The following is a 26043-nucleotide window of genomic DNA, read 5'->3' as shown; positions in this document are numbered from 1 at the left end:
AGCACCACGTGTAGTGGTCGCATAAAAGCTTAAAAAAACCCGGCGGTTGCCCGCCGGGTTTTCGATCTCGCCGAAGCGATGTCTAGACGTCTATTAGAAGGAGCGCTGGAAGCGGAGAATGCCGCCGATGTTGCTCTTCTTGTCAGCGCCGAACCAACCCTTGTTAAGATCGTCACTGCCGACGTTCTGGTAGTCGACTTCGGCCGTGACCGTGAAGCCCGGAACGACGTCATAAGCGACGTTCGCCGCAATGCCGAGGTTCTTCCAGTCATCATACGAGACCTGAGCGTTGAACGAGGTCTTCTCGTTGAACTTGTAGGTGCCACCGCCCCACACTGCCCAGTTGCCGCCCCACTGCTTGTACATGCCGCGACCGCCAGCTCCGACCAGCGGATCATCGCCGAGGTTGTCGTCGGAGCCGTAGCCACCCATGACCCACAGCGACAGTTCGTTGGAGACGTTCACGTCCAGGCGAACCTTGCCGGCAACTTCTTCGTAGTTGCTGTCATACGAGACAACGCCGGTGATGGCGCCCCAGCCCTGCGTCCACTTCACGCCGCCGACAACATGCGGAACATAGCTGTCGATCGAGTAGTCGCCATAACCTTCTTCGAGCGAGACCACGGCCGAGAAACCGTTGCCAGCGTCGAAGTAGTACTGGATGACATTGGTGTCGAAGCCGCCGTAGGGAACAATCGTATCCTGGATGACGTTGCCGGCATAGCCGATGAACGTATCGAAGGCCGATTCGTCCTTACCGACGCGGAGACCGCCGAGCTGGATCCAGGCGAAATTCAGCGTGGTACCCTTGTTGTGAGCCTGCCAGTCGCCGGCAAACTCATCGGTATAGTCGCCGGTGTTGTTGCCGAAGTTGAAGCGGGTTTCGGTGTAGGTCTTCAACGTGCCGAGTTCGGTTTCCTGGCCGGTCCAGGTCTTCAGCGTGAAGCGAGCCTGCTTGTAGTAGGTGTCGTGCTCGTCGCCGGCGTTCATGCGGTCCGGAACGTTGTTGACGCCATCGTTGGTGCCGTGATCGCCCACGCCGATATCGTAGCGGATGTAGCCGCCGATGCGCAGGCAGGTCTCGGTGCCGGGGATGTAGAAGTAGCCAGCGCCATAGACGTCGCAAATCTTGACGTATTCAGCGGGTTCCGGCTCGGCGACGACGACGGCGTCGGCGGCGCGCGCACCGGAAACTGCGATCAGGGCCGCAGCGGAGCCGAGGAGAAGGCTCTTAATGTTCATTTTCTGACCTCCAGTCAAAAGTTAAAAAACGGGTCTGGGTATTCTTTGCTGAAGGACAGCGTTCCCTGCCCCATCCCCACTACCGAAAAAGATGCGCACCGCGCCGCTCCTTCGAAATCGACATTACTCATGAGGCGGCGGCGTTCAACCACGATCGTACCGGTGAAAGGGCTGCCTGGCTGCTATCCCCTGGCGTTGTTGCACAAATGACACGATTTGGCCTCACTCAGAAAGCTCTCGTTAACCATCAGGCCCGCCGCAACCCCTTGTTTGCCGCCGAATCCGGCGATGGACCGACGGAATCATGGCGAGTTCCCGAGTCGCTAGCCAGGAAACAACCGCAGAACCGCCACATGCATGGAAGATCGCGGTTCGGCGCCTTCTTATTTTTTCAGATAATGGTGCGGGCTTGTTGATTGTGCCGGCGCTTTTCTTTATCCAGCGGCGCAACGGAGAGGTGGCCGAGTGGTCGAAGGCGCTCCCCTGCTAAGGGAGTAGAGGTCAAAAGCTTCTCGTGGGTTCGAATCCCATCCTCTCCGCCATCCTGCTTCGCGCTGCGCGCTTCGCAGGACAAATCTCCTAACAATAACAAATTGATAGTCGAAGGAAGCGCTGTTCCTGTGGCGTCGCCTGACTCTCCGCAAGCCGCTGTTTCATTCGATTCTGACTGGAGGTCAGAAAATGAACATTAAGAGCCTTCTCCTCGGCTCCGCTGCGGCCCTGATCGCAGTTTCCGGTGCGCGCGCCGCCGACGCCGTCGTCGTCGCCGAGCCGGAACCCGCTGAATACGTCAAGATTTGCGACGTCTATGGCGCTGGCTACTTCTACATCCCCGGCACCGAGACCTGCCTGCGCATCGGCGGCTACATCCGCTACGATATCGGCGTGGGCGATGCGGCTTCCTTCGACGGCGTGAACAACGTTCCCGACCATCTGGACGCTGACACCAACGACACTTATTCCAAGAATGCCCGCTTCACGCTGAAGACCTGGACCGGCCAGGAAACCGAACTCGGCACGTTGAAGACCTACACCGAAACCCGCTTCAACTTCGGCAACAGCGGCGGCGATTATGAAGATCAGGTCGCTCCCTTCCCCGCCGGCTACAATCCGAACGGCTGGCAGGCTGGCAACAAGCCTGTTTCGCTGAACTTCGCCTGGATCCAGCTCGGCGGTCTCCGCGTCGGTAAGGACGAATCGGCCTTCGATACGTTCATCGGCTACGCCGGCAACGTCATCCAGGATACGCTGGTTCCCTACGGTTCGTTCGACACCAACGTCGTCCAGTATTACTTCGACGCTGGCAACGGTTTCTCGGCCGTGGTCTCGCTCGAAGAAGGCGCTGGCGCTGACACGATCGACAGCTATGTTCCGCATGTCGTTGGCGGCGTGAAGTACACGCAGGGCTGGGGCGCCATCACGGCGGTTGCTGCTTATGACAGCAACTACGAAGCATGGGCCGGCAAGGCTCGCTTGGATGTGAACGCTACCAATGAACTGTCGCTGTTCTTGATGGCTGGGTACGGAAGTGACGACGACTTCCTGGATCCGAACTTTGGCCACAACTTCTTCAAGCTCTGGGACGGCAGCTGGGCAGTCTGGGGCGGTGGCAGCTACAAGTTCAACGAGAAGACCTCGTTCAACGTGCAGGCCTCTTATGACGACGGCAAGAAGTTCGGCCTGGCGGCCAACATTGCCTACGACGTCGTTCCCGGCTTCACGATCACCGGCGAAGTTGACTACATCAACGCTGGCGATAGCGATTGGCACGACAGCTTCGACGGCCTCGGCGGTATGCTCCGCTTCCAGCGCTCCTTCTAAGGGCTGGTTCCTTACAGGTGAAATCCAGCCCGGGCGCGCAAACGCCCGGGCTGTTTTTGTTTCGTGACTGGATCAAGGCAAACGGAAGGATGGGGGTAACGGTAGCTGAATGAATCCGTGGAGTGGTTTCGTGGGATCCGCTGATGCGCGGATGAGATCACAACTGCGTGATTAAAATCTCTTGAAAGGACGCTTCCAAGCGGATAGGTCTGATCTATCCACTCGGGGGTGTGGCGAATAAATGACAAACGAAGCAATTCAAGGGGGCGTTTCCTCTGATCCCTTTGCGATGTTTTCTTCTCAAAAAATAAAATACAGCTTCAATAAAATAAGAGAGGTAAAATCGCACCGGGTCGGAGATCTTTTTTCAGTATATCGCGACATATTATGGGATGACGGGCGGCATAAGTATAATGTCAGCTCTTTCATCGGCGAAATAGACGAGATTCTCCTTGGGGAGCGTTTCAGCGCCTTTGACCAAAGTACCCTCGACAACCTTATCGGCACCTTGCGCCAGCGCGGCAACAGCAACGCAACCATCAATCGAAAGATGGCTGCCCTCAGCAAACTGCTGCGCAAGGCTCACAAGATGGGAGATATCCACAGCCTGCCCGAGTTCCGCCGCCAGAAGGAGCGGGCGGGTCGGATTCGGTTCCTCGAAAGGGACGAAGAGGCGCGCCTGTTCGCCGCCATCAAGAGCCGCAGCGAGGATGCCTACAGGCTTTCCGTCTTCCTGGTCGACACCGGATGCCGTCTCGGCGAGGCGCTCGGGCTGATCTGGAACGATATCCAGGAGCATCGCGTCTCGTTCTGGATCACCAAATCCGGCCGTAGCCGCACCATTCCAATGACCGAGCGGGTCAAGGAGGTCATCAAGCTGCCTCCCACCGAGGGCCGCCGGCCCAAAGGACCGTTCACCAAGCTCAGCCAGGCACAGTTCCGTGCCATCTGGAACGACGCGAAGGCCGAAGTCGGCCTCGGTGCCGACGATCAGGTGGTGCCGCATATACTGCGCCATACCTGCGCCTCGCGTCTGGTCCAAGGCGGCATCGACATCAGACGCGTGCAGATGTGGCTCGGCCACCAAACGTTGTCGATGACGATGCGCTACGCGCATCTGGCCACCAACGATCTCGATGGCTGTGTCATCGTGCTGGAAACGCCTCGATCGACTCAGCCGGGCGGCAATTGCGCTGAAGGCTCCATGTTTTCTTCGCCCGTGACGACGCCTTCGTCGCCGACGGCAGAGCGGAAAACGAGGGACGAGGCAGCCGCCGCCGCTAAGGAGTCGCCGAAAGCGACTCGGAAAAGTTCAAAAGCCAAGTAGGCTGAAGAATCGTGCCTATACTATCATAGCTATCCCGTGACCTTGTTTGGTCATGGGGTTTACTTCAGGATATTCTTCCGCTCGGCCTGATCGAGAAAAGCGCCTATGTCGCCCGGTAGGCTGCCGGTCTCGAGGAACGGCGCATGGCCCTGGCCCTCGACGGTGATCGTCTCCATCATGAAATGGCGCTCTTTCATCTGCTTGAGCGTGTCTATCGACAGCAATCTCGAATTGGCACCACGTATGGCGAGCAACGGGATGGCGGCCAACGCCTCGAATTGAGGCCATAGATCAGGCAGCTTCTGCGTCAGATCGAGACTGGCAACGGTATCCACCAGCTTCGGATCGAAATCCGGCACCAGTCCACCATCCGTTTCGCGGTAGAGAGCCCATACCATCCGATCCCAATCGGCGCCGGCAAGGGCGGAGAAGTCTTCGCCATGCACACTGCGCTGGGCGGCGGTCGTCTGTGTGCGTGTTTTCGGTGCCGGGTCGCGCTCGAGATAAGACTGGATATGGGCAAGTCCGGCCGTCTCGATCACCGGTCCGATGTCGTTGAAAACAATGGCTTTCAGGACGGATGGCCGCATCGTCCCGAGCACATGGATGATCAATCCCCCGCGCGAGGTGCCGATGAAGGCCGCTTCTCCGATGTTCAGCGCCGCCAGCCCGGCGAGAATGTCGCCGGCCTCCACGCCGACATTGTAATTTTTGACGTCGGGATCATAAGCTGACTGCCCGCGCCCGCGGTAGTCGAAGGCGATGACCTTTCGTGGAGTTGCCGCATGCGTCGACAGATAGAGCGCCAGCTCGTGAAAATCCCTGGCATTGCGGGTCAGGCCAGGCAGGCAGACAACCGGCCAGGGTCCGGAATTGGCCTCGCCATAGACGCGCGCATGGAGTTTTAACCCGTCCGGTGCGCTGTAGAAGAAGTCGGAAAAAAGTTGCTCGCTTGCCATCGGAATGTGCGACCTCGCTGTATCAATCTGGACAGCTACAGGCGAGGGCAGGGATGGTCAATAAAAGGCGCTCTTGCCTTCTCCCACAAGTGGAGAAGGACAGAAAGGCTCAACTCCGCCCGTTCACCAGATCCCCGACAATGTCGTATTTGCCGGAAATACGCATCTTGTAGACCTCGTAATTCTCCATCACTCGCTGAACGTAACTTCTTGTTTCCGTGTAGGGAATCCGCTCGATCCAGTCGACGACCGCGTCGATGTCCTTGCCGCGCGGGTCGCCATATCTGCCCACCCACTGCCTGGCCCGGTTGGGGCCGGCATTGTAGCCGGCGAAGGTCAGCACGTAGGAGCCGTTGAAGCGGTCGAGCTGTTCGCCGAGGAAGGCCGAACCAAGCGTCGCGTTGTAGCCGGCATCGGTGGTCAGCCGTGTTTGCGAAAACTGCAGCCCGGCCTTCTTCGCCAATTGCCTTGCGGTTCCCGGCATCAGCTGCAGCAGCCCGCGCGCGCCGGCGCTCGACACGGCGCCGATGTTGAATTCGCTTTCCTGGCGGGCGATCGCATAGGCCAGCGCCTTGCCTGAGCCGGAAATGTCGGCCGAATCGGGAATGACGCCGAGCGGATGCGACAATGCGCCGACATCAATGCCGCGCGCCCCGGCGATCTTGCCGATTTTCAGCGCCATGAAATGGTTCCCTTGCTTTTCGGCAAGGACAGCGAGCAGCGCCAGTTCGCCTGGACTGGTCAACTGCCCGGCAAGGTCGCGATAGAGCGTCTCGGCATAGCGATCGTAGCCCGCCTCCTGCAGCCGCTTGATGGCGCTGACGGCCTCGCGGCCGGCAAAGTTCTGCCGGTCGGCGGCGCTTGGCGAGGGATAGACGATGTTGAGCGCCTGCCGGCCGACACGTTCGGCGGCAAGCTGGCCGTAGAATGTCGTGCCGTAGGCAGCGGCGCGCGCAAAATAATCCTTGGCGTTGCCCGGGCCGCCGACTTCGGCGGCACGGCCGAGCCAGTAATACGCGCGCGACAGCGTCATCGGCCCTTGGGCAAGGTCGGCGATGCGAGCGAAATGCGTTGCGGCAAGCTTGGGGTCGCTCAGGCCGCGCAACGCGTACCAGCCGGCATGGAATTCGGCGTCGGCCGCATTGGTGGCACTTTCGGCAGCGTGTGTAGCGACAATCTTGTACGCGGCCTTCATGTCGCCCTGGTCGACCAGTTCACGCGACAGCACCCGGCGCTCGACCCACCAGGCATCCGGATCGACCAGAGCTTCGCGATCGGTCGGTGCCTGCATCACAACGGCTGCAGCGCCGGCAAAATCCTCCTGCTTGCGCAAATATTCGGCCTGCGCGAAGAAGTAGCCGGCCGAACGTTGCATTGCCGGCACGGCCTTCAGCAGCTTGGGCGCGTTCTTGTCGCCTTTGTCGGCCGCCGCCCATGCATCGGCGAGCTGCTGGGCGCCGGCGAGGCCGGCGACGCGCAGCGCGGAATTCGCGCGGTCGGCATAGAACATGCGCTCCATGCGAAAGCGGTGGTCTGCGGCCGGGATCAGGCTGCCGAATTCCTTGATCAGCGCCGCCTCGTCCTTGGCCTCCAGGATCGCGGTGCGCCAGAAGGGCGACAGCACGGAACGCGCCGCCTTGGTATTGCTGGACGCCACATAGGCGCGGGCGAGAACCATCACGCCTTCGAATGTCTGCGGCTGGCTGCCATCGAACGCCCTGATGACGATGTCGGGGGTGGGGTTCTCTCGATAGAGCGCGCGCTCGCTGTTCTTGCGCAGGGCTACGGTCCCCGGCCAGTTGGGCAGCATCTTGGCCGCAGCAGTGATATCGTCGCTCGGAACCTTGTCGCCGCCATAAAGCGCGATCGCCCAGGCAAGGATATGCTGGTCGAGCGACTGCGCCGGAAGGGCATCGCGCACGCCACGAGCGCGGGGACTATCACCCTGCGCCAACGCATCCAGTCCGCTTTTCAGAGGGGCGACGTCGGGCAAGGGCGCCTGTCGCGTTCTGTCCTGCAGGTCTGGCAGCGCAATTGCCGCGCCTGGAACCGGAATGGCTGAGGTGACCCGTGCGTCCACGCTGCCGCTGATCGCCATGCCCGGCATCAGCGCGAGCGCGGCGCCAAGCAGCGCGAGAAGGTGAGGCCGACCGCCCGGCATGATCCCTAAATCTTTCCTTGTCCTGGCATTCCACAAGCTGGCGAAGATGCCTCGAAGCCTAGACTTAGGTCGTGAAGAGCCCGTAAACAAAGAGTTAGCGAGGCCGTTCGAATTGCGCTTGCTGGCACCATGGCAATGCTTGCCGCGCAACCATGTCGAGACTATGGTGCGCCGCTTCGCTTTCGGTTAGAAGGCGCGACCACAAACACCGACACAAAACACCAGAAGTGCCAAGGAGTTGGACGATATGCTGAGAGGCTCGCTTACTGCGCTCGTGACACCGTTCGAAAAGAGCGGGCGTTTCGACGAGAAAGCCTTTCGCGCATTCGTCGAATGGCAACTCGCGGAGGGCACGACGGGCCTGGTGCCGGTCGGCACCACCGGCGAGTCGCCGACACTGTCGCATGACGAGCATCGCCAGGTCGTCAAGGTGTGCATCGAGGTGGCCAAGGGACGAGTTCCGGTCGTCGCCGGCGCTGGTTCCAACAACACCGAGGAAGCCGTCGGGCTCGTGCAGTATGCCGAGAAGGCCGGCGCAGATGCCGCCCTGGTCGTCACGCCTTATTATAACAGGCCGACGCAGCGCGGCCTGTATGAGCACTTCGCGGCGGTCGCCAGGGCGACCAAGCTGCCGATCATCATCTACAACATCCCGCCGCGCTCGGTCATCGACATGATGCCGGACACGATGGGCCGGCTCGTGCACGACTTCAAGAATATCGTCGGTGTCAAGGATGCCACCGGCAAGGTCGAACGGGTTTCCGAGCAGCGTGCCACGTGCGGCAAGGATTTCATCCAGCTTTCGGGCGAAGATGCTTCGGCGCTTGGATTCAACGCGCATGGCGGCGTCGGCTGTATTTCGGTGACGTCGAACGTCGCGCCGCGGCTGTGCGCCGAATTCCAGGAGGCAACGCTTGCCGGCGACAGCGCCAAGGCGCTGGATCTGCAGGATCGCCTGCTGCCGCTGCACAAGGCGATCTTCATCGAGCCTGGCGTTTCCGGCGCCAAATACGCGCTGTCGAAGCTAGGCAAGGTCGAAAACGTGCTGCGCTCGCCGCTGGTGACGATCGAACAGTCGACTGCCGACAAGATCGATGCGGCTATGAAGCACGCCGGCTTGATTAATTAGGGATGAGGCGCCACCTCTCCGCATCATGAATCAAGTCAGAAAAGCCGATCCCAACAACAAGACCGTTTCGGAAAACCGCAAGGCGCGGTTTTCCTATGAGGTGCTCGACACGGTCGAGGCCGGTCTGGTGCTGACCGGCACCGAGGTCAAGTCGCTGCGCCAGGGCCAGGCCAATATCCAGGACAGCTATGCCTCGGTCGAAGGCGGCGAGATCTGGCTGATCAATTCCTATCTGCCGGAATATCTGCAGGCCAACCGCTTCAACCACGAGCCCAGGCGGCGCCGCAAGCTGCTGCTCAACAAGCGCGAGATGGCGAAACTGTCGCAAAGCGTCGACCGCGAAGGCATGACGCTTGTGCCACTAAAGATCTATTTCAACGACCAGGGCCGCGCCAAGCTGCTGCTCGCTGTCGGCCGCGGCAAGAAACTGCACGACAAGCGCGAGAGCGAGAAGCAGCGCGATTGGTCGCGCGAGAAGGGCCGGCTGTTAAAAGAGCGTGGGTAGGCTGGGGCCATTCGCTTGAAGAACCGAATTGTCCTCTTTGGTCTGGCCAGTCTGGTCTTGGTATGTTTCGTCGCAGCAGGCGGCTACATCTATTTCAAGGCATTCTCGCCGGACCGCGACAAATATCCGCTCAGGGGCATCGACGTTTCCCATCATCAGGGCCGGATCGACTGGCCGCGTGTCGCCGCCGACGATGTCGCTTTCGCAGTCATCAAGGCGACCGAAGGCGGCGATCATGTCGACGATGCCTTCGCGAGGAATCTGGAAGAGGCCCCCGCCGCCGGTCTCGCCGTTGGCGCCTATCACTTTTTCACCTTTTGCCGACCTGGCGCCGACCAGGCGAAGAATTTCATCTCGGTTGTGCCGCACGACCAGCCGCTGCTGCCGCCGGTCGTCGACATCGAATTCGGCGGCAACTGCCCGCAGCGGCCGACGCCCGAACAATTGAACGCCGAACTGGCCGCGTTCCTCGCTCCAGTCGAGGCGACGTTCGGCAAGCCTGCGATCGTCTATCTGACCGATGAGGCAGCGCAGACCTATGCAGGGCGCATTGCTGCCCGTCCGCTCTGGCTCCGCTCGTTGCTCCTGGAGCCGGACCGCGACGACTGGGTCTACTGGCAGTACCACAACAGGGGTCGCGTCGACGGCATCAATGGCGATGTCGATATGAATGTGCTGAAGGGTGGGCCGGCGGTGCTGGCTGCACTGTTTGCGCCATCAAGCTGATCCGCTCGCGCCCGACTCTATTTCTGCAGGAACGCCGCTATCTGGCTGAAAACGCTAACGAACATCGCTTCGGTCAGCACACCGGTGTTGGTGTTGTAGCGCGAGCAATGATAGCTCGAAAACAGCGTGATGCTGCCGGCCGGCAGCTGCCCGCCATGCTTGAACGGATAGGCGGCGACACGCCCGCCCAATGCCCGCACCGTCGACTGATGCGCGATCGATCCCAGTGCCAGCACGGCGCGCAGGTTCGGGAACCTGGCGATCGTCGGCACCAGGAATGTCCGGCAGGTGGCAATCTCAGCGCCCACCGGCTTGTTCTCCGGCGGCACGCAGCGCACCGCGTTGGTGATCGCGGTGCCGACCAGCTCCAATCCGTCATCTGGCCGCGCCTTGAACTCTCCGCGCGCAAAACCGTGCGAAATCATCGTCGAGTAGAGCAGGTCGCCGGCATAGTCGCCGGTGAACGGGCGGCCCGTTCGATTGGCACCGCGCAGGCCAGGCGCCAGCCCGACGATCAGCAACTGAACCGCCGCGTCACCCTCGGGTGGTAAAAAAGTCGGCACCGGCGCATTGAACCAGGACGGCTCGCGCTGCCGCCACTCGGCGATGAAGTCATGCAGCCTTGGGCAGAGCGGGCAATCGCGGCCGGGTTCGGAGGCGGAAAGCACGGTCAAGGCGACCGGCCTCAATAATCGTCCTCGTCGACTTCGGCCGGCTCGGGCCTGCGCACCGGGCGCTCGGACGGGTCACGGCCAACCTCGTTCTTCAGCGTCGTCAGGTCGATGAAATGGTCGGCCTGGCGGCGCAGATCGTCGGAGATCATCGGCGGCTGCGAGGCCATGGTCGAGACGATCGATACCTTGCGGCCACGCCGCTGCAATGCCTCGACCAATGTGCGGAAATCGCCGTCGCCGGAAAAGATGACGTAGTGGTCGACGACATCGGCGAGTTCCAGCGCATCGACGGTGAGCTCGATGTCCATATTGCCCTTGATCTTGCGGCGGCCGGTCGAGTCGGTGAATTCCTTGGCCGGCTTGGTGACCACCTTGAAGCCATTATAGTCGAGCCAGTCGATCAGCGGACGGATCGAGGAGTATTCCTGATCCTCGACCAGCGCCGTGTAATAATAGGCGCGCAGCAGATAGCCGCGCTTCTGGAAGCTCGACAGAAGCTTGCGGTAGTCGATGTCGAAGCCGAGCGCGCGCGACGTCGCGTAGAGATTGGCGCCGTCGATGAATAGGGCGATTTTTTCACGAGGGTCGAACATGGAAAATATTCCTTCTCGAAATAAACACCCGTCTAAACCAAATGCGATAGCGTTCGGTCAGGCTCATAATAAACCGGCTGACCTCTATGCCATCCGAGATAGCGCCAGTTTCGCGGCAATCCAAGGGCGCGTGCGGCACTGCAAGCAATTGTGATCGGGACACCGAACACATAGCACAGACTGGTTTTGCCAAATCGGGTGTTTGAACCAAGGTTTGGGCGCCATGCAACCCAGCCATTGCCATGATGCTTGTATTTTGGCGGCGTTCGGGTTATGGACCGCGCCTGTTTTCCATCAAATCCATCGCATGAAAGGGGCAATCCATGGCCCGCGTAACCGTTGAAGATTGCATCGACAAGGTCGACAACCGCTTCGAGCTGGTGCTCCTTGCCGGCCATCGTGCCCGGCAGATCAGCCAGGGAGCGCCGATCACAGTGCCGCGTGACAACGACAAGAATCCGGTTGTGGCGCTGCGCGAGATCGCCGATGAGACGCTGTCGCCCGACGACCTCAAGGAAGATCTGATCCATTCGCTGCAGAAGCATGTCGAGGTCGACGAGCCCGAGGCCGATGGCGAGGCGATTGCCGATCAGACCGGCACCGCCGTTGCCGCCACCGACGCCGACGACGCCGAGGAGAACATCACCTTCGACCGGATGACCGAGGAAGACCTCCTGGCCGGCATCGAGGGCCTTGTGCCGCCGGAAAAGAGCGACGACTACTAAGCCAGCGTTCTGGACCTGCCTGGAATACGTTTCCGGCACTTCCGTCCAGTCAGTTTCGTGGCTATCTATGGGATGCGCCGTACGCTAGTGCGGCGCATCAATCATTTCAGCACCGCGAGATTCCGCCCATGATGCGTCAGTATGAGCTTGTCGAGCGCGTCCAGCGCTACAAGCCTGACGTCAACGAGGCGTTGCTCAACAAGGCCTATGTCTATGCCATGCAGAAGCATGGCCACCAGAAGCGCGCTTCCGGCGATCCGTATTTCTCGCATCCGCTCGAAGTCGCCGCCATCCTCACCGAAATGCATATGGACGAGGCGACGATCGCGGTCGCCCTGCTGCACGACACCATCGAGGACACGACCGCCACGCGGGCCGAGATCGACGATCTGTTCGGCCCCGAAATGGGCAAGCTGGTCGAGGGCCTGACCAAGTTGAAGAAGCTCGATCTGGTCTCGAAGAAGGCCGAGCAGGCGGAAAACCTGAGAAAGCTTCTGCTGGCGATTTCGGAAGATGTCCGCGTGCTGCTGGTCAAGCTCGCCGATCGCTTGCACAATATGCGCACCCTCGACCACATGCCGGAGGCCAAGCGCCTGCGCATCGCCGAGGAGACGATGGATATCTACGCGCCGCTGGCCGGGCGCATGGGCATGCAAGGCATGCGTGAAGAGCTGGAGGAGATCGCCTTCCGCTTCATTAATCCTGAAGCCTATCGCGCCGTCACCGCACGGCTTGCCGAAATCTTCGAACGCAACAAGGGCGTGCTGACGGACATCGAAAAGGCACTGTCCACGCTGTTCGAGAAGCATGCGATCAACGCCAGCGTAAAGAGCCGGCAGAAGAAGCCGTGGTCGGTGTTCCGCAAGATGGAGGCCAAGGCGCTGTCCTTCGAGCAGCTCTCTGACATCTTCGGCTTTCGTGTCGTGGTCGACACGGTCGAGGACTGTTACCGGGCGCTTGGCGCCATCCACACCGCGTGGTCTATGGTGCCGGGCCGCTTCAAGGACTACATCTCGACGCCGAAACAGAACGACTACCGCTCGATCCACACCACCATTGTCGGCCCGTCGCGCCAGCGTGTCGAGCTGCAGATCCGTACCCGAGAGATGAACAAGATCGCCGAATACGGCGTCGCCGCCCATTCGATCTACAAGGATACCGGCGGCAAGACGAATGGAGCCGCCCACGCGATTTCAAAGGAAACCAACGCCTACGCCTGGCTGCGCCGCACCATCGAGCAGCTTGCCGAAGGCGACAACCCTGAGGATTTCCTCGAAAATACCAAGCTGGAACTGTTCCAGGACCAGGTGTTCTGCTTCACCCCGAAAGGCATGTTGATTGCGCTGCCGCGCGGCGCGACACCGATCGACTTCGCCTATGCGGTGCACACCGACGTCGGCGACACCTGCGTCGGTGCCAAGGTCAACGGCCGCATCATGCCGCTGATGACGGAACTGAAGAACGGCGACGAGGTCGAGATCATCCGCTCCAAGGCGCAGGTGCCGCCGGCGGCGTGGGAATCGGTCGTCGTCACCGGCAAGGCGCGCTCGGCCATCCGCCGTGCCACCAAGAACGCCATCCGCAAGCAATATTCGGGTCTTGGCATCCGCATCCTGGAACGCGCCTTCGAGCGTGCCGGCAAGACCTTCACCAAGGAGAGCCTGAAGCAGGTGCTGCACAGGTTGGCGCGCAAGGACATCGAGGATGTGCTGGCCTCTGTCGGGCGTGGCGAGCTCGCCTCCACTGATGTCATGAAGGCGGTATTCCCTGACTACAAGGACGAGCGCGTCACCACGGCCGTTCCCAAGCCGCGCGAGGAGGGCTGGTCGAAGATCCGCAATGCCGCCGGCATGCTGTTCCAGATTCCGGGTCGTGCCGCGCGCAAGGACAAGGACCAGCCACGCGATGGAGCCGTGCCGATCCGCGGCGTGCGCGGCGATCTGCCGGTGCGCTTCGCGCCGGAGGGGGCAGTGCCTGGCGATCGCATCGTCGGCATCGTCCAGCCGGGCACCGGCATCACTATCTATCCGATCCAGTCGCCAGCGCTGCAGGCGTTCGACGACCAGCCCGAGCGCTGGATCGACGTGCGCTGGGACATCGATGAGCGCACCAAGGAACGCTTTCCGGCGCGCGTATCGGTCACCGCCATCAACGCGCCGGGGTCACTCGCCGATATAGCGCAGGTGGTTGCCTCGAACGACGCCAACATCCATACGCTGTCGATGGTGCGCACTGCGCCCGACTTCACCGAAATGCTGATCGATCTCGAAGTCTGGGATCTCAAGCACCTCAACCGGCTGCTATCGCAGCTCAAGGACAATTCGAGCGTCAGCGACGCAAGACGCGTCAATGGCTAGACCATGCTCCGGTTTCGGACAACGTCATGGTCAATCAAAAAGAGGCAGGCATGAACACCGATGAAGTGCTGGGCATTTTCCGCGAGGCGGGTGCTGTTCTGGAAGGGCATTTCATTTTGACCTCGGGCCTGCGCAGTCCGGTCTTCCTGCAGAAGGCGCGCGTGTTCATGCATGCCGACAAGACCGAGCTTCTGTGCAAGGCGCTGGCGGAGAAGATCCGCGCAGGCGTGCCCGGCAAGATCGACTATGTCGTCGGCCCGGCGATCGGCGGGCTGATCCCGGCCTATGAGACCTCACGTCATCTCGGGGTGCCGGCGATCTGGGTCGAGCGGGAAGGGGGCGAGTTCCGCTTGCGCCGCTTCGAGATCGCCAGGGGGTCGCGTGTCGTCATCGTCGAGGACATCGTCACCACCGGCCTGTCGATCCGAGAGACCATCGAGTGCCTGCGCGAGCTTGGCGCCGAGGTGGTTGCCGCGGCCTGCATCATCGACCGTTCGGCCGGCAAGACTGACGTCGGCGTGCCGCTCATCGCGCTTGCCGAGTATGAGGTCCCGGCCTATCCGGCCGACCGGCTGCCGCCGGAGCTTGCCGCCATCCCGGCGATCAAGCCCGGCAGCCGCAACATCTGACGGGGCATGCCGACATGCGTGAAGACGAATTGGAAATGATCGCCGGCATCGATCATTTCGTGCTGACGGTCGCTTCGCTGGAAGTGACCTGTGAGTTTTACCAGCGCGTGCTGGGTTTTGAGCGCATCGACGCGGCGGATCGACCGACCGCGCTGGCTTTCGGTATCCATAAGATCAATGTGCATGAGGTCGGCCGGACTTTCGAGCCAAAGGCGAAGTCGCCGACATCAGGATCAGGTGATTTCTGCCTGATCACCGAGCGGCCACTGGATGAGGTCCGTGCGCGGCTCGCGGCCAATGGTGTGGTGGTGGAACTCGGCCCCGTTGAACGTGTCGGGGCCCGAGGTCCAATGATGTCGGTCTATTTCCGCGACCCGGACGGCAATCTGGTCGAGGTCAGCGAATACCTGCCGTAGCCGCTGGCGGCGCTGTGCCTTTCGGCGATGCGACTGCCGTTCCTTAAATTTGCCGCGATTGTCCAATGTTCGAAGCAAGACCTGCCACTCCGAAGGGCGGCGACAAGCGCGGCGCACAAAAGGTGTTTGGTTGTTCTTGCGCCAGCGCGTTGTTATATAAGCTGGCGATTGCCATAGGGTGATCGTCAAGCGCAAGATGTGTGGCTGCCACGCCCGGCTGAAGGTGCCGTTGCGGGCGCTGTGGAACGGGAACAGAGTGCTATTTCGACGCCGCAAGCCTGATGGCCTTTATGAGCGGGTGCGTACCTATCTTTGGCCGCGCCGCTCGTTTTCGCGCTCGCTTCAGTATTTTTCCAAGCGCATCCTGCGGCTGAAGGCCACACCGCATGCGGTGGCCGCCGGCGTTGCGGCTGGTGTCTTCGCTTCATTCTTCCCCGTCGGTTTCCATTTCATCATCGCTGCCATCCTGTGCTGGGTGATCGCCGGCAATCTGGTGGCGGCGGCGCTTGGCGCGGTTTTTTTCGGCAACCCGCTGACCTTCCCGTTGCTATGGGGCGCGTCGTGGGAAACGGGCAAGCTCATCCTGCATGACCGTTTGCCGACGCATGGGCCGCCGGCGCATCTGGGCGAGATGTTGCACAACCTCTCCTTCGCGCAATTGTGGAAACCGGTCCTTGAACCGATGCTGATCGGTGCGGTTCCGCTCGGCTTGATCTTCGGGCTGCTGTTCTACGCCATCACGCGCTGGGGTATGAACGCTTTCCGCGAACAGCGGCGCAAACGCCTGGCCGAGCGCGCAAGCCGGCATGCGCAATCGTCCCATCCCGGCGCAAGCATCGGTTCCACTGCGCGATGATCATCGGCATCGGCAGCGACCTGATCGACATCAGACGCATCGAGAAATCGCTGGAGCGTCACGGCCAGCGCTTCGTCCAGAGAATCTACACCGACATCGAACAGGCGCGTTCGGACAATCGACGCGCCCGCGCGGCCTCCTATGCCAAGCGTTTCGCCGCCAAGGAGGCCTGCGCCAAGGCGCTGGGCACCGGACTGGCGCAGGGCGTGTTCTGGCGCGACATGGGTGTCGTCAACCTGCCCAGTGGCGCGCCGACCGTGGCGCTGACGGGAGGAGCGCAGGCCAGGCTGGACAAAATCCTGCCAAAGGGCCATCGGGCGGCAATCCACCTCACCATCACGGATGATTTCCCGCTCGCTCAAGCCTTTGTGATCATCGAGGCGCTGCCCGTCGAAGAAGCGCCACATTGATTGCCTCTGACGACCGGCATTGACGTTGCCCAGCGCGCGCCGAGACTCTATACCATCCAACGCACAATCGAGGACGACATGAGCGTGGCTGAAAAATCCGAGAAGAAATCCGGCGGGCTTGGCGAGACCGTCAGCGTCATCGTCCAGGCGCTTTTGCTCGCCCTGGTCATCCGCACGCTGCTGTTCCAGCCTTTTTCGATCCCATCGGGATCGATGCGGCCGACGCTTTTGGAAGGCGACTATCTGTTCGTCACCAAATGGTCCTATGGCTATTCGCGCTATTCGCTGCCTTTCGGACCCGATATTTTTTCGGGCCGCATCTGGGGCTCCGAGCCGAAGCGCGGCGACGTGGCGGTTTTCAAGTTCCCGCCTGATCCGTCCGTCGACTACATCAAGCGCGTGGTCGGCCTGCCGGGTGACAAGATCCAGGTCAAGGACGGCCAGCTGTTCATCAACGGCGTCGGCGTGCCGCGCGTGAAAACAGGCCAGATCGACAATCCCGACATCACCGAGGAATCGCGCCCGATCGATGTCTATCGCGAAACCCTGCCCAACGGCGTCAGCTACGACACGCTTGACCTGAATTCGAACTCGATCGGCGACAACACCCGCGAATTCGACGTGCCGCCCGGCCACTATTTCATGATGGGCGACAACCGGGACAATTCCGCCGACAGCCGTTTCACTGTCGGCTACGTTCCCGCGGAAAATCTGGTTGGCCGCGCCAATCTTGTCTTCTTCTCGATCGCCGGCAAGGCGAGCCCTCTCGAAATCTGGAAATGGCCGTCGCTGATGCGCGCTTCGCGCCTGTTTCACTTCGTCAATTGATGGCTTTGAAGCGCCCGACAGGCGAAACACTGGCCGGTTTGGTGAAGGCCAAGACCGGTTACGTCTTCAAGGATATCCGTTTGCTCGAGACCGCCTTGACGCATTCCAGTGCGGTCAAGGCGGCCACCAACAACCAGCGTCTTGAATTTCTTGGCGACCGCGTGCTCGGGCTTGTCGTCGCCGATATGCTTTTCGAAAAATTTCCCGATGCGCCGGAAGGTGAAATCGCGCCGCGCTTCAATGCGCTGGTCGATGCGCGGACCTGCTCCGAAATCGGCATCGAAATGCAGCTGGAGGATCTGGTCCGCGCCGATTCTGCCTTGAAGATGCGGTCGCGTGGCTCGGGCGGAAATTATCTGGCGGATGCGGTCGAAGCGCTGATTGCGGCGGTTTACGTCGACGGTGGCATCGAGGCCGCGCGGCGGTTCGTCCTGCGCTACTGGGAACCGCGCTCGCATACGGTGATCGCAAAGCCGCTCAATCCGAAATCCGATCTGCAGGAATGGATTGCCAAGACCAGCGATATCAGACCCGAATATGTGATCGACAAGCGCGAGGGACCCGACCATCAGCCGGTCTTCACTGTATCCTTGCAGGTCCGCGGCTTTGCGCCGATAAGCGGCACCGGCGGCTCGCGCAGGGCGGCCGAAGAAGCGGCGGCTTCGGCATTTCTTGTGCGCGAAGGCGTCTGGGCCGCCGCATCGGCCCAAAAATCGGGGGGCTCGCGGCCCTCCAGTGAAGGGAGCGCGGCATGACCGCTACCGAAGAGCCGGCGACCACAGCCGCCGCCACGCATTCCGGCTTTGTCGCGCTGATCGGCGCGCCCAATGCGGGCAAGTCGACCTTGGTCAACCAACTGGTCGGCGCCAAGGTGTCGATTGTCACCCACAAGGTGCAGACGACCCGCGCCATCGTGCGCGGCATCGCCACGCATGACAATGCGCAAATCGTTTTCGTCGATACGCCCGGCATCTTCAAGCCGAAGCGGAGGCTCGACACGGCGATGGTGACCACCGCCTGGGGTGGGGCCAAGGACGCCGATATCGTACTGCTTCTGATCGACGCCGAGCGCGGCATCAGGGGCGACGCCGACGCCATCCTCGAACGGCTGAAGGATGTGCGCCAGCCGATGGTGCTGATCCTCAACAAGGTCGACCGCGTCAAGCACGAAGCGCTGCTGGCTCTGTCGGCGGCAGCGAACGAAAGGGTGCCGTTCAAGCGCACCTTCATGGTGTCGGCGCTGACCGGTTCCGGCTGCAAGGACGTGCTCGATTATCTGGCCGAGTCTCTGCCGGTCGGTCCCTGGTACTATCCGGAAGACCAGATCTCGGACCTGCCGATGCGCCAGCTCGCGGCCGAGATCACGCGCGAGAAGCTTTATCTCAGGCTGCATCAGGAATTGCCCTATTCCTCGCATATCGAGACCGAGAAATGGGAAGAGAAGCCGGACGGCTCGGTGCGCATCGACCAGACCATCTATGTCGAGCGCGACAGCCAGAAGAAGATCGTTCTCGGCCACAAGGGCGAGACCATCCGCGCCATCGGCCAGGCGGCGCGCATGGAGATAGCAGGCATCCTCGAACAGAAGGTGCACCTGTTCCTGTTCGTCAAGGTGCGCGAGAACTGGGGCGACGACCCCGAGCGCTACCGCGAAATGGGGCTCGAGTTTCCGCGCTAGGCTCGATGGTCGGCAAGCCGAACATCGACATAACGCTTGTCAGCCGATTGATCGCCACGCAATTTCCCAAGTGGAAGGATCTTCCGGTCAGGCCGGTTGCATCAGGCGGATGGGACAACAGGACCTTTCATCTGGGCGGCGAGATGACCGTGCGACTGCCAAGCGCCGCGGCCTATTCCCTGCAGGTGGAAAAGGAGCATCGCTGGCTGCCGAGGTTCGCACCTCTGCTGCCGCTGCCGATCCCGGTGCCGCTGGCGATGGGAGTTCCGGCCGAAAGCTATCCCTGGCACTGGTCCGTCTACCGCTGGATCGAAGGCGAGACGGCAGAGCGCGAGCGGATTGCCAGCCTGCCGCAATTTGCGACCGACCTGGCCGCGTTCCTGGTCGCCCTTCAGCGTATCGATGCCACCGGTGGACCGGCGCCGGGACAGCACAATTTCTTTCGCGGCGGAGCACTCAGCGTCTACGATGGCGAGGCCCGGCAAGCGATTGCCGCCCTCGAAGGCAAGATCGACACGGCCGCAGCCAGTGCGGTGTGGGAGGCAGCACTTGCCGCACAATGGCACGGTGCGCCGGTCTGGTTCCACGGTGACGTCAGTTGGGGAAACCTGTTGGTCAGGCAAGGCCGATTGAGCGCGGTGATCGACTTCGGAACCTCCGGCGTCGGCGATCCCGCCTGCGATCTGGCGATTGCGTGGACGCTGTTTGAAGGCAAAAGCCGGGAGGCGTTTCGTGCCGGCCTTCCGGCCGACGGGGCGATGTGGGCGCGCGGTCGTGGCTGGACGCTTTGGAAGGCGCTGATCACGGTCGCTGGACAGATCGACGCCAACCCTGTTGAGGTTGAGAAATCCTGTCACGTAATCGATGAAGTCCTTGCCGACCGCGCGCGCGAGCGTGAAGCGCCGAACGATAAGCCACTCTAGCCAACCAAAACCCAGTCCCGTCGCCAAACATCCGCCGTCGCATGGCGCGACCAGGGACATTCCGACCGACGCCATGCTTCCCGGGAGTGCCGATCCGCCTGATCGAGGCGGACGACCACGTCGCCCGTGTCGCCAAGGTCGACTGAGAGGCGTCACGGAGGAATCGTTTTTGAACGGTTGGCTGCTGTCACAATCGGGGACGCCACAGCGCTCCAGGGTTTCGATCGTCTTGGAAGAAGCAGACAGGCTTGGAAGCGTCATCCCGCTTTTCGCCTCGGCATCAGAGTGAGATTGGCGAATGGGCGTCACCTGGCGATAGAGGGGTCGGCAAGATTCAGGTCGATGTCGGCGAAAACCAGGTAGATATTCCACATTGTGCGGTATTTTTAGAAATATAAAACGTTGAATTATATTTAGCCGCGAAAGTATCCCGTATATATATTCAATATGTGACGTTGTGCCACTTGTGCCATTCGCCATAACGACAAGTGTTATTTGTGCAACACAGCATTAATCTGTTCACGGAATTGGCATTATTTCGGAAATCGTCATTGAAGGCAGATGATCGATGGGTATGTTCGCCGCTGAAAAGGGCGAGCGGTGTGAGCCTTTTTCGTTGTGGGGGTGAGGCGGGAAAACATTGCCGCCAGCCACAAATCCGAAGCCATTTAAAACTATGACTGGAGAGGTCAGAAAATGAACATCAAGAGCCTCCTTCTCGGCTCAGCCGCGGCCCTGATCGCGGTCAGCGGCGCACGCGCCGCCGACGCTGTCGTCGTCGCCGAACCGGAACCGGCCGAATACGTCAAGATTTGCGACGTCTACGGCGCCGGCTACTTCTATATTCCGGGCACCGAGACCTGCCTGCGCATCGGCGGTTATCTCCGCTACGACATGGGCGTCGGCGATTCCGGCTCGCTCGATGGCGCCAACAACGTTGCCGATCACATGGACGGCGATAGGCACGACACCTATTACAAGAACATGCGCTTCACGCTGAGGACTTATACCGGCCAGGAAACCGAACTCGGCACGTTGAAGACCTTTACCGAAACTCGCTTCCAGTTCGGCAACTCTTCCGGCGACTATACAGGCGACGGCACCGGCTGGCAGGCCGGCAACAAGACCACCACCCTCAATTTCGCCTGGATCCAGCTCGGTGGTCTGCGCGTCGGTAAGGATGAAACGGTATACGACCAGTTCATCGGTTATGCCGGCAACGTCATCCAGGACACGCTCATCCCGTATGGTGTCAAGGATACCAATCTCATCAGCTATTACTTCGACGCTGGCAGCGGCTTCACGGGCGTGGTCTCGCTTGAGGAAGGCACCGCCGTCAACACCATCGACAGCTATGTTCCGCATGTCGTCGGCGGCTTGAAGTACAAGGGCGACTGGGGTGCGATCACTGGCGTCGTGGCCTATGACAGCAACTATGAGGAAGTGGCCGGCAAGGTCCGTTTGGACGTCAACGTCAGCAAGGAACTGACGCTGTTCGTCATGGGCGGCTACGGCACCAACGACAACATCAACGACTTCGGCACAGGCCGTACCCAATACAAGCCGTGGGGCGGTAACTGGGCAGTCTGGGGTGGCGGCACCTACAAGTTCAACGAGAAGACCTCGTTCAACGCCCAGATTTCCTATGACGACTGGAAGAACCTCGGCGTCGCTGCCAACGTTGCCTATACCATTGTGCCCGGCTTTACGGTCACGACTGAAGTCGATTACCTCAATGCAGGAAAATTCGACGACTTCGACTTCAACAACTGGACCAAGGCCGACAAGAAGAGCAGCGTCGGCGGCATCGTCCGCTTCCAGCGCAATTTCTAGCAGATCGACTGACCTCACCAGCCCGCCCGCAGCACATCGCTGCGGGCGGTTTTTATGTGTTGTTGTGAGCGCCACCCCAGGCCAAAACCCACCTTGATTTCGCCACCCGATCGGTGAAAAGCTCCTGAAATGGAATGGCGCGACGAGGGAATCATTCTCGGCACCCGCAAGCATGGCGAAACCAGCGCCATTCTCGAGGTGCTGACGCGAGCGCATGGCCGTCATCTCGGCCTTGTTCGCGGCGGCCGTTCGCGCAAACAGCAGCCCGTCCTCCAGCCCGGCAATCGCGTCGACCTGTTGTGGCGTGCGCGCCTTGATGAACATCTCGGCACGTTCCAGGCCGAAGCGATCGAGATGAATGCTGCCCGGTTGATGGACAGCGCCGTCGCCGTCTACGGCTTGCAGACCATGGCCGCGCATCTGCGCCTGCTGCCCGAGCGCGACGCGCATGAAGGTCTCTACGAAACGCTTGCCGTAATGATCGTCCATCTCGACGATGCCGACGTTGCCGGCGAACTGGTGGCGCGTTTCGAGCTTCTGGTGCTGGACGAACTCGGCTTCGGCCTCGATCTCAGCCAATGCGCCGCCACCGGCACGCGACAGGACCTGGCCTATGTTTCGCCGAAGTCGGGACGCGCGGTATCGCGCGAAGCCGGTTTGCCATGGCGCGACAGGATGCTGGCTCTGCCGGCCTTCCTGCAGCGCGGCTCCGGCCTGCGCGCCGATGCGGCTGATGTCGAGGACGCCTTCCGGCTCACCGGCTTCTTTTTCACCCGGCACGTCTATGAGCCGCGCGGCATCGAGCCGCCGGACGCTCGTACCGGCTTCCTCGCCGCCTTGCGCAAACATCACGCGCGCGGCAAGGCCATAGCTGGCGAGGACGCAGCCAGAGAAATCCTCACATGAGCGAAGTCGAACTTTATCCTGGCCGGGTCTCACCGCTCGGCCTCGGCACCATTCCGCACGCCGACATCCTGAAATACACCGGTTTGGAATTGCTGCAGCGCATCGTCGACGGCAAGTATCCGGCGCCGCCGATTTCCTTCCAGCTGAATTTCACTCTCACCGAAGTCTCGGAAGGGCGCGCTGTCTTTCGTGGCATGCCGAGCGAGCGCCATCTCAACCCGCTGGGCAGCGTGCATGGCGGCTGGGCGGCGACGCTGCTCGATTCGGCACTGGCCTGTGCCGTGCAGACGCTGCTCGAAAAGGGCGAGGCCTATACGACGGCGGAGTTCAAGGTGAATTTGACGCGTCCCATCACGCCGAAGACCGGCGGAGTGGTCTGCGAGGGCAGGGTTGTTCACAAGGGCCGCACGTTGGCGGTGTCGGAAGCGACGCTGAAGGATGGCGGCGGCAAGCTGCTGGCTTTCGGTACCGAAACATGCTCGATCTTTCCGGCCGCCAATCTGGCGGCGCGCTGAGTTTTCTGGCCGTTTGGCCGCCGCATTTGCATGTCAGTAAGACGAATGTCAGTGAAAACTGGCCTGGTTTGGGGGAACCGCCATGTTTGAAAGCCTGATCGGCCTTGTCGCCATCATCGCCTTGTTCGTCATCATTTCGCGTCAGCAGAGCCGCATCGGCCTTGTCGAGCGTGAGCTTGGCGCGCTGCGCAGCCTTGTGCTCTCGGGAGCCGTGCCGCCGGCGGCCAAGCCGTCCGAACAGGCGGTGGCCGACAACGTGCCCGCCGATGTGATTCCAGCCGTTGCGGCAGCGGCCGACATTCCCTCTCCAGCGACAAGCGAGCCGGTCGCCGCACCGGCGCCAGCCACGGAAACGGAAGACTCGACCGGCGAGATCGTGTCCGGGCCGTGGACCGCTCCAGAACCGGCGCCGAAGGCGGTGGAACCCGCGGAGCTTCCCGGAGCGACGAAAGCCGCCCGCCAATCCGATGTCGAAACCGCGCTCGGCACCCGCTGGGCGGTCTGGGTCGGCGGCATCGCCCTGGCGCTGGGCGGCCTGTTCCTGATCCGCTACACCATCGAAGCCGGCATTTTCGGCCCCGGCGTACGGCTGACCATGGCCGGCGCGCTCGGCCTTGTGCTGGTCGTGGGCGGCGAGTTCGTCCGCCGCACCGGCTTCAAGATGCCCGTACAAGGCGCCGCGGGCGCCTATATTCCGGCGATCCTGACAGCGGCCGGTGCCTTCATCCTGTTCGGCACCGTCTACGCCGCGCATGGCATTTACGGTTTCATCGGGCCGGCGCTCGCCTTCACGCTGCTTGGGGCCATCGGTGTGGCAACCATTGCCGCTGCGCTCGTCCACGGCCAGGCGCTGGCCGGCGTCGGCCTTGTCGGCGCCATGGTGACGCCGGTGCTCGTCGCCTCGCAGGCACCTAATCCCTGGGCGCTGTTCGGCTATCTCGCCATCGTGCTTGCCGCCACCGGCGTCATCGCCCGCATGCGCGACTGGAAGTTGCTGATGGCGGCTGCCTTTTTCGGCACCGGTGTCTGGACCATTCTCTATATGACCGATGCGCCGGGGGCGAACCTCTCTGCGATCCTGCTCATCGACGCCGTCACGCTGGCCGTGCTCGCCCTTGTCTGGCTCGCTCGCCGTGGCGACGAAACCACGCCAGACAGGGCTTTCGACTGGCCGTCCATCGTGCCTGGCCTGTTCGTCGCATTCTCGGCACTGGGCCTGTCGGTAGACCCGGCCTTTGCTGCCGCCGGCTATGCCTTGCCGGGCGCGGTGGTGATCGCCGCGATGGTGGCGGTCACGCTTTATCGTCCGCTGGCGCTGCCGCTCCTCTATGCCGCGGGACTGGTCACGGTGCTGATCTATCTCGGCATTATCCCGCCAACCTCGATCGCTTCCGATTTTTCGGGCGGCGCCCTGGGCGTCGACGGACTGCCGGTGGCCACGTCCAACGCGCTGACCTTGCGCATCGGCATCGCACTCGGCCTGGTCTTCATCGGCGCCGGCTTCTGGGCCGCGCGCCGGTTCGCCGCTGGGACACAGATACGTGCGGCCTCATGGGCGGCGTGGGGCGTCATCGTCCCGCTGGTCGTCCTGCTGGCGCTCTGGTTCACTTTCGGCAATCTCGACCGTGACCCTGTCTACGCCGCCGCAGCGGCACTGTTGGTCGTCATTTTCGCCGCCGGCGGCGAGTGGATCGCGCGGGCCGAGGAGCCGCCGCTCAAGGGCGGCATCGCCGTGTCGTTTGCCCTGGGCGGCGCGGCCATCGCCGGGCTCCTGCTCATGCATATGGCTTTCGATTCCGGCTGGACCACCATCCTGCTCGGTGCGGCGGCCATCGTGCCGGCGCTGGCCACGCGCTGGCGCTCCTATCCGGTGCTCGGCTGGATTTCGGTCGGCGCGGTGATCGCGGTGCTTGGCCGTGTCGCCTTCGACCCGACCATTGTCGGCGCCGGGTTCCTGTCGACGACGCCGGTGTTCAACTGGCTGCTGCCGGGCTACGGCGTGCCCGCACTGGCCTTCGGCTTCGCCGCGTGGCAGCTAGCGCGCACCACCAACGGCCGACCGCGCCTTGCCATGGAAGCGGCGGCGGCGCTGTTTGCGCTGCTCACGCTCGCCATGCTGGTGCGCCACGCCATGCATGGCGGCGTCATCGACACGGGTGCCATGACGCTCGCCGAACAGTCGATCTACACGCTGATCGCCATCGGCGCCGGCGCCATCCTGGTCGCCATCGACATGCGCTCGCCAAGCTCGGTGCTGCGCTATGGTTCGATGGCCGCCGGTGTGGCCTCGGTCGCTTTCATCGTTGTCAGGCATTTCGTGGTGCTGAATCCTTTGCTTACCGACGAATCGACCGGCCGTATCCCGGTGTTCAACCTGTTGTTCCTCGCCTATCTCCTGCCGGCGGTCGCCGCCGGGGGACTGGCGCTCTACGCCAGGGACAAGCGGCCAAAATGGTATGCGCAGATGCTGGCCGTGGTGTCTGCCGCGCTTGCCTTCGCCTATGCCACGCTGTCGGTGAGGCGCCTGTTCAAGGGCGAATTCATCGGCCTGTGGAGCGGCCTCGGCCAGTTGGAAACCTACACCTATTCGGCGCTCTGGCTGGTGATTGGCGTTGCGCTGCTCTCAGCTGGCGTCTGGCTGAAATCGCAGGTGCTGCGCATCGCTTCGGCCGCGCTGATCGCGATCGCCGTGCTGAAGGTCTTCATATTCGACATGTCGGAGTTGGAAGGCGTACTCCGGGCGCTATCCTTCATCGGCCTCGGCGCGGTTCTGATCGGTATCGGCCTGTTCTATCAGCGGCTTTTGACACGGGCGGCGAGGGAGGGATGA

General features: G+C 61.7%; 24 protein-coding genes and 1 tRNA gene. 20 read left to right on the top strand and 5 right to left on the bottom strand.

Annotated elements, in window-relative coordinates:
- Nucleotides 1–93 precede the first annotated feature (93 nt).
- Entirely contained in the window at nucleotides 94–1242 is a 1149-nt protein-coding gene (locus LB519_RS20480; protein ID WP_127371729.1) for a porin, read from the bottom strand.
- Nucleotides 1243–1693: 451 nt separating this feature from the next.
- Between LB519_RS20480 and LB519_RS20475 the strand changes: the two genes are divergently transcribed.
- The 3 genes from LB519_RS20475 (at nucleotide 1694) to LB519_RS20465 (ending at nucleotide 4390) form a co-directional block, all read left to right on the top strand.
- Nucleotides 1694–1784 (top strand) — tRNA-Ser (locus LB519_RS20475).
- Between the two features lie 139 nt (nucleotides 1785–1923).
- Nucleotides 1924–3063 (top strand): porin, encoded by a 1140-nt coding sequence (locus LB519_RS20470; protein ID WP_086081345.1) that lies wholly within the window; start codon nucleotides 1924–1926, stop codon nucleotides 3061–3063.
- Nucleotides 3064–3304: 241 nt separating this feature from the next.
- Nucleotides 3305–4390 (top strand): tyrosine-type recombinase/integrase, encoded by a 1086-nt coding sequence (locus LB519_RS20465; RefSeq protein WP_224621000.1) that lies wholly within the window; start codon nucleotides 3305–3307, stop codon nucleotides 4388–4390.
- Between the two features lie 59 nt (nucleotides 4391–4449).
- Here LB519_RS20465 and LB519_RS20460 read toward each other — a convergent pair whose 3' ends face one another.
- Together LB519_RS20460 and LB519_RS20455 are read right to left on the bottom strand one after the other, a co-directional pair.
- Nucleotides 4450–5349 (bottom strand): alpha/beta fold hydrolase, encoded by a 900-nt coding sequence (locus LB519_RS20460; protein ID WP_224620999.1) that lies wholly within the window; start codon nucleotides 5347–5349, stop codon nucleotides 4450–4452.
- A 109-nt stretch (nucleotides 5350–5458) separates the two neighbouring features.
- The gene (locus tag LB519_RS20455) at nucleotides 5459–7510 is read right to left on the bottom strand and encodes a lytic transglycosylase domain-containing protein (protein ID WP_224620998.1); all 2052 of its coding nucleotides are present in this window, start codon (nucleotides 7508–7510) and stop codon (nucleotides 5459–5461) included.
- 247 nt (nucleotides 7511–7757) lie between these two features.
- Between LB519_RS20455 and dapA the strand changes: the two genes are divergently transcribed.
- The 3 genes from dapA to LB519_RS20440 are packed head-to-tail and all read left to right on the top strand — an operon-like array spanning nucleotide 7758 to nucleotide 9870.
- A complete protein-coding gene (dapA, locus tag LB519_RS20450) occupies nucleotides 7758–8639 on the top strand; it encodes a 4-hydroxy-tetrahydrodipicolinate synthase (RefSeq protein WP_013532595.1) in 882 nt (293 codons plus the stop codon).
- Between the two features lie 25 nt (nucleotides 8640–8664).
- On the top strand, nucleotides 8665–9144 hold the full coding sequence (smpB, locus tag LB519_RS20445; protein ID WP_013532594.1) for an SsrA-binding protein SmpB: 480 nt from the start codon (nucleotides 8665–8667) through the stop codon (nucleotides 9142–9144).
- A gap of 15 nt (nucleotides 9145–9159) precedes the next feature.
- On the top strand, nucleotides 9160–9870 hold the full coding sequence (locus LB519_RS20440; protein WP_224620997.1) for a GH25 family lysozyme: 711 nt from the start codon (nucleotides 9160–9162) through the stop codon (nucleotides 9868–9870).
- 17 nt (nucleotides 9871–9887) lie between these two features.
- Here the strand turns inward: LB519_RS20440 and LB519_RS20435 are convergent, their stop codons facing one another.
- Together LB519_RS20435 and LB519_RS20430 are read right to left on the bottom strand one after the other, a co-directional pair.
- Nucleotides 9888–10544, bottom strand: coding sequence for a uracil-DNA glycosylase (locus tag LB519_RS20435; RefSeq protein WP_127366505.1), 657 nt, complete (start codon nucleotides 10542–10544; stop codon nucleotides 9888–9890).
- 11 nt (nucleotides 10545–10555) lie between these two features.
- Complete coding sequence (locus LB519_RS20430) at nucleotides 10556–11137, bottom strand: NYN domain-containing protein (protein WP_010915096.1); 582 nt, start codon at nucleotides 11135–11137, stop codon at nucleotides 10556–10558.
- Nucleotides 11138–11460: 323 nt separating this feature from the next.
- On the opposite strand from LB519_RS20430, the gene rpoZ reads away from it, so the two are divergent.
- From rpoZ to LB519_RS20360, 14 genes are all read left to right on the top strand, one after another.
- Nucleotides 11461–11862, top strand: a complete 402-nt coding sequence (gene rpoZ / locus LB519_RS20425) for a DNA-directed RNA polymerase subunit omega (RefSeq protein ID WP_013532591.1) — start codon at nucleotides 11461–11463, stop codon at nucleotides 11860–11862.
- A gap of 128 nt (nucleotides 11863–11990) precedes the next feature.
- Nucleotides 11991–14219, top strand: coding sequence for a RelA/SpoT family protein (locus tag LB519_RS20420; RefSeq protein ID WP_013532590.1), 2229 nt, complete (start codon nucleotides 11991–11993; stop codon nucleotides 14217–14219).
- Nucleotides 14220–14269: 50 nt separating this feature from the next.
- Complete coding sequence (gene pyrE / locus LB519_RS20415) at nucleotides 14270–14848, top strand: orotate phosphoribosyltransferase (RefSeq protein ID WP_013532589.1); 579 nt, start codon at nucleotides 14270–14272, stop codon at nucleotides 14846–14848.
- A 35-nt stretch (nucleotides 14849–14883) separates the two neighbouring features.
- A complete protein-coding gene (locus LB519_RS20410; protein ID WP_224620996.1) occupies nucleotides 14884–15264 on the top strand; it encodes a VOC family protein in 381 nt (126 codons plus the stop codon).
- Between the two features lie 256 nt (nucleotides 15265–15520).
- A complete protein-coding gene (locus LB519_RS20405; protein WP_013532587.1) occupies nucleotides 15521–16120 on the top strand; it encodes a DUF2062 domain-containing protein in 600 nt (199 codons plus the stop codon).
- Nucleotides 16117–16530 (top strand): holo-ACP synthase, encoded by a 414-nt coding sequence (acpS, locus tag LB519_RS20400; protein WP_224620995.1) that lies wholly within the window; start codon nucleotides 16117–16119, stop codon nucleotides 16528–16530. Before LB519_RS20405 ends, acpS begins: the two co-directional genes overlap by 4 nt.
- Before the next feature lie 78 nt (nucleotides 16531–16608).
- Nucleotides 16609–17358 (top strand): signal peptidase I, encoded by a 750-nt coding sequence (lepB, locus tag LB519_RS20395; RefSeq protein WP_013532585.1) that lies wholly within the window; start codon nucleotides 16609–16611, stop codon nucleotides 17356–17358.
- Nucleotides 17358–18113 (top strand): ribonuclease III, encoded by a 756-nt coding sequence (gene rnc / locus LB519_RS20390; RefSeq protein ID WP_013532584.1) that lies wholly within the window; start codon nucleotides 17358–17360, stop codon nucleotides 18111–18113. Before lepB ends, rnc begins: the two co-directional genes overlap by 1 nt.
- Nucleotides 18110–19036, top strand: a complete 927-nt coding sequence (era, locus tag LB519_RS20385) for a GTPase Era (RefSeq protein WP_024503067.1) — start codon at nucleotides 18110–18112, stop codon at nucleotides 19034–19036. The genes rnc and era overlap by 4 nt, the downstream gene beginning before the upstream one ends.
- Nucleotides 19037–19041: 5 nt before the next feature.
- Nucleotides 19042–19959, top strand: a complete 918-nt coding sequence (locus LB519_RS20380; protein WP_224620994.1) for an aminoglycoside phosphotransferase family protein — start codon at nucleotides 19042–19044, stop codon at nucleotides 19957–19959.
- Between the two features lie 696 nt (nucleotides 19960–20655).
- Nucleotides 20656–21792 (top strand): porin, encoded by a 1137-nt coding sequence (locus tag LB519_RS20375; RefSeq protein WP_024503065.1) that lies wholly within the window; start codon nucleotides 20656–20658, stop codon nucleotides 21790–21792.
- Nucleotides 21793–21921: 129 nt separating this feature from the next.
- Nucleotides 21922–22698, top strand: coding sequence for a DNA repair protein RecO (gene recO, locus LB519_RS20370; RefSeq protein WP_224620993.1), 777 nt, complete (start codon nucleotides 21922–21924; stop codon nucleotides 22696–22698).
- Nucleotides 22695–23213 (top strand): PaaI family thioesterase, encoded by a 519-nt coding sequence (locus tag LB519_RS20365; protein ID WP_224620992.1) that lies wholly within the window; start codon nucleotides 22695–22697, stop codon nucleotides 23211–23213. Before recO ends, LB519_RS20365 begins: the two co-directional genes overlap by 4 nt.
- A gap of 82 nt (nucleotides 23214–23295) precedes the next feature.
- The gene (locus tag LB519_RS20360; protein ID WP_224620991.1) at nucleotides 23296–26043 is read left to right on the top strand and encodes a DUF2339 domain-containing protein; all 2748 of its coding nucleotides are present in this window, start codon (nucleotides 23296–23298) and stop codon (nucleotides 26041–26043) included.

This window comes from Mesorhizobium sp. AD1-1 (assembly GCF_020164655.1).
Lineage (GTDB): Bacteria > Pseudomonadota > Alphaproteobacteria > Rhizobiales > Rhizobiaceae > Mesorhizobium > Mesorhizobium ciceri.
The sequence above is the reverse complement of the archived record's forward strand: the minus strand, read 5'-3'. Positions and strand labels throughout refer to the sequence as shown.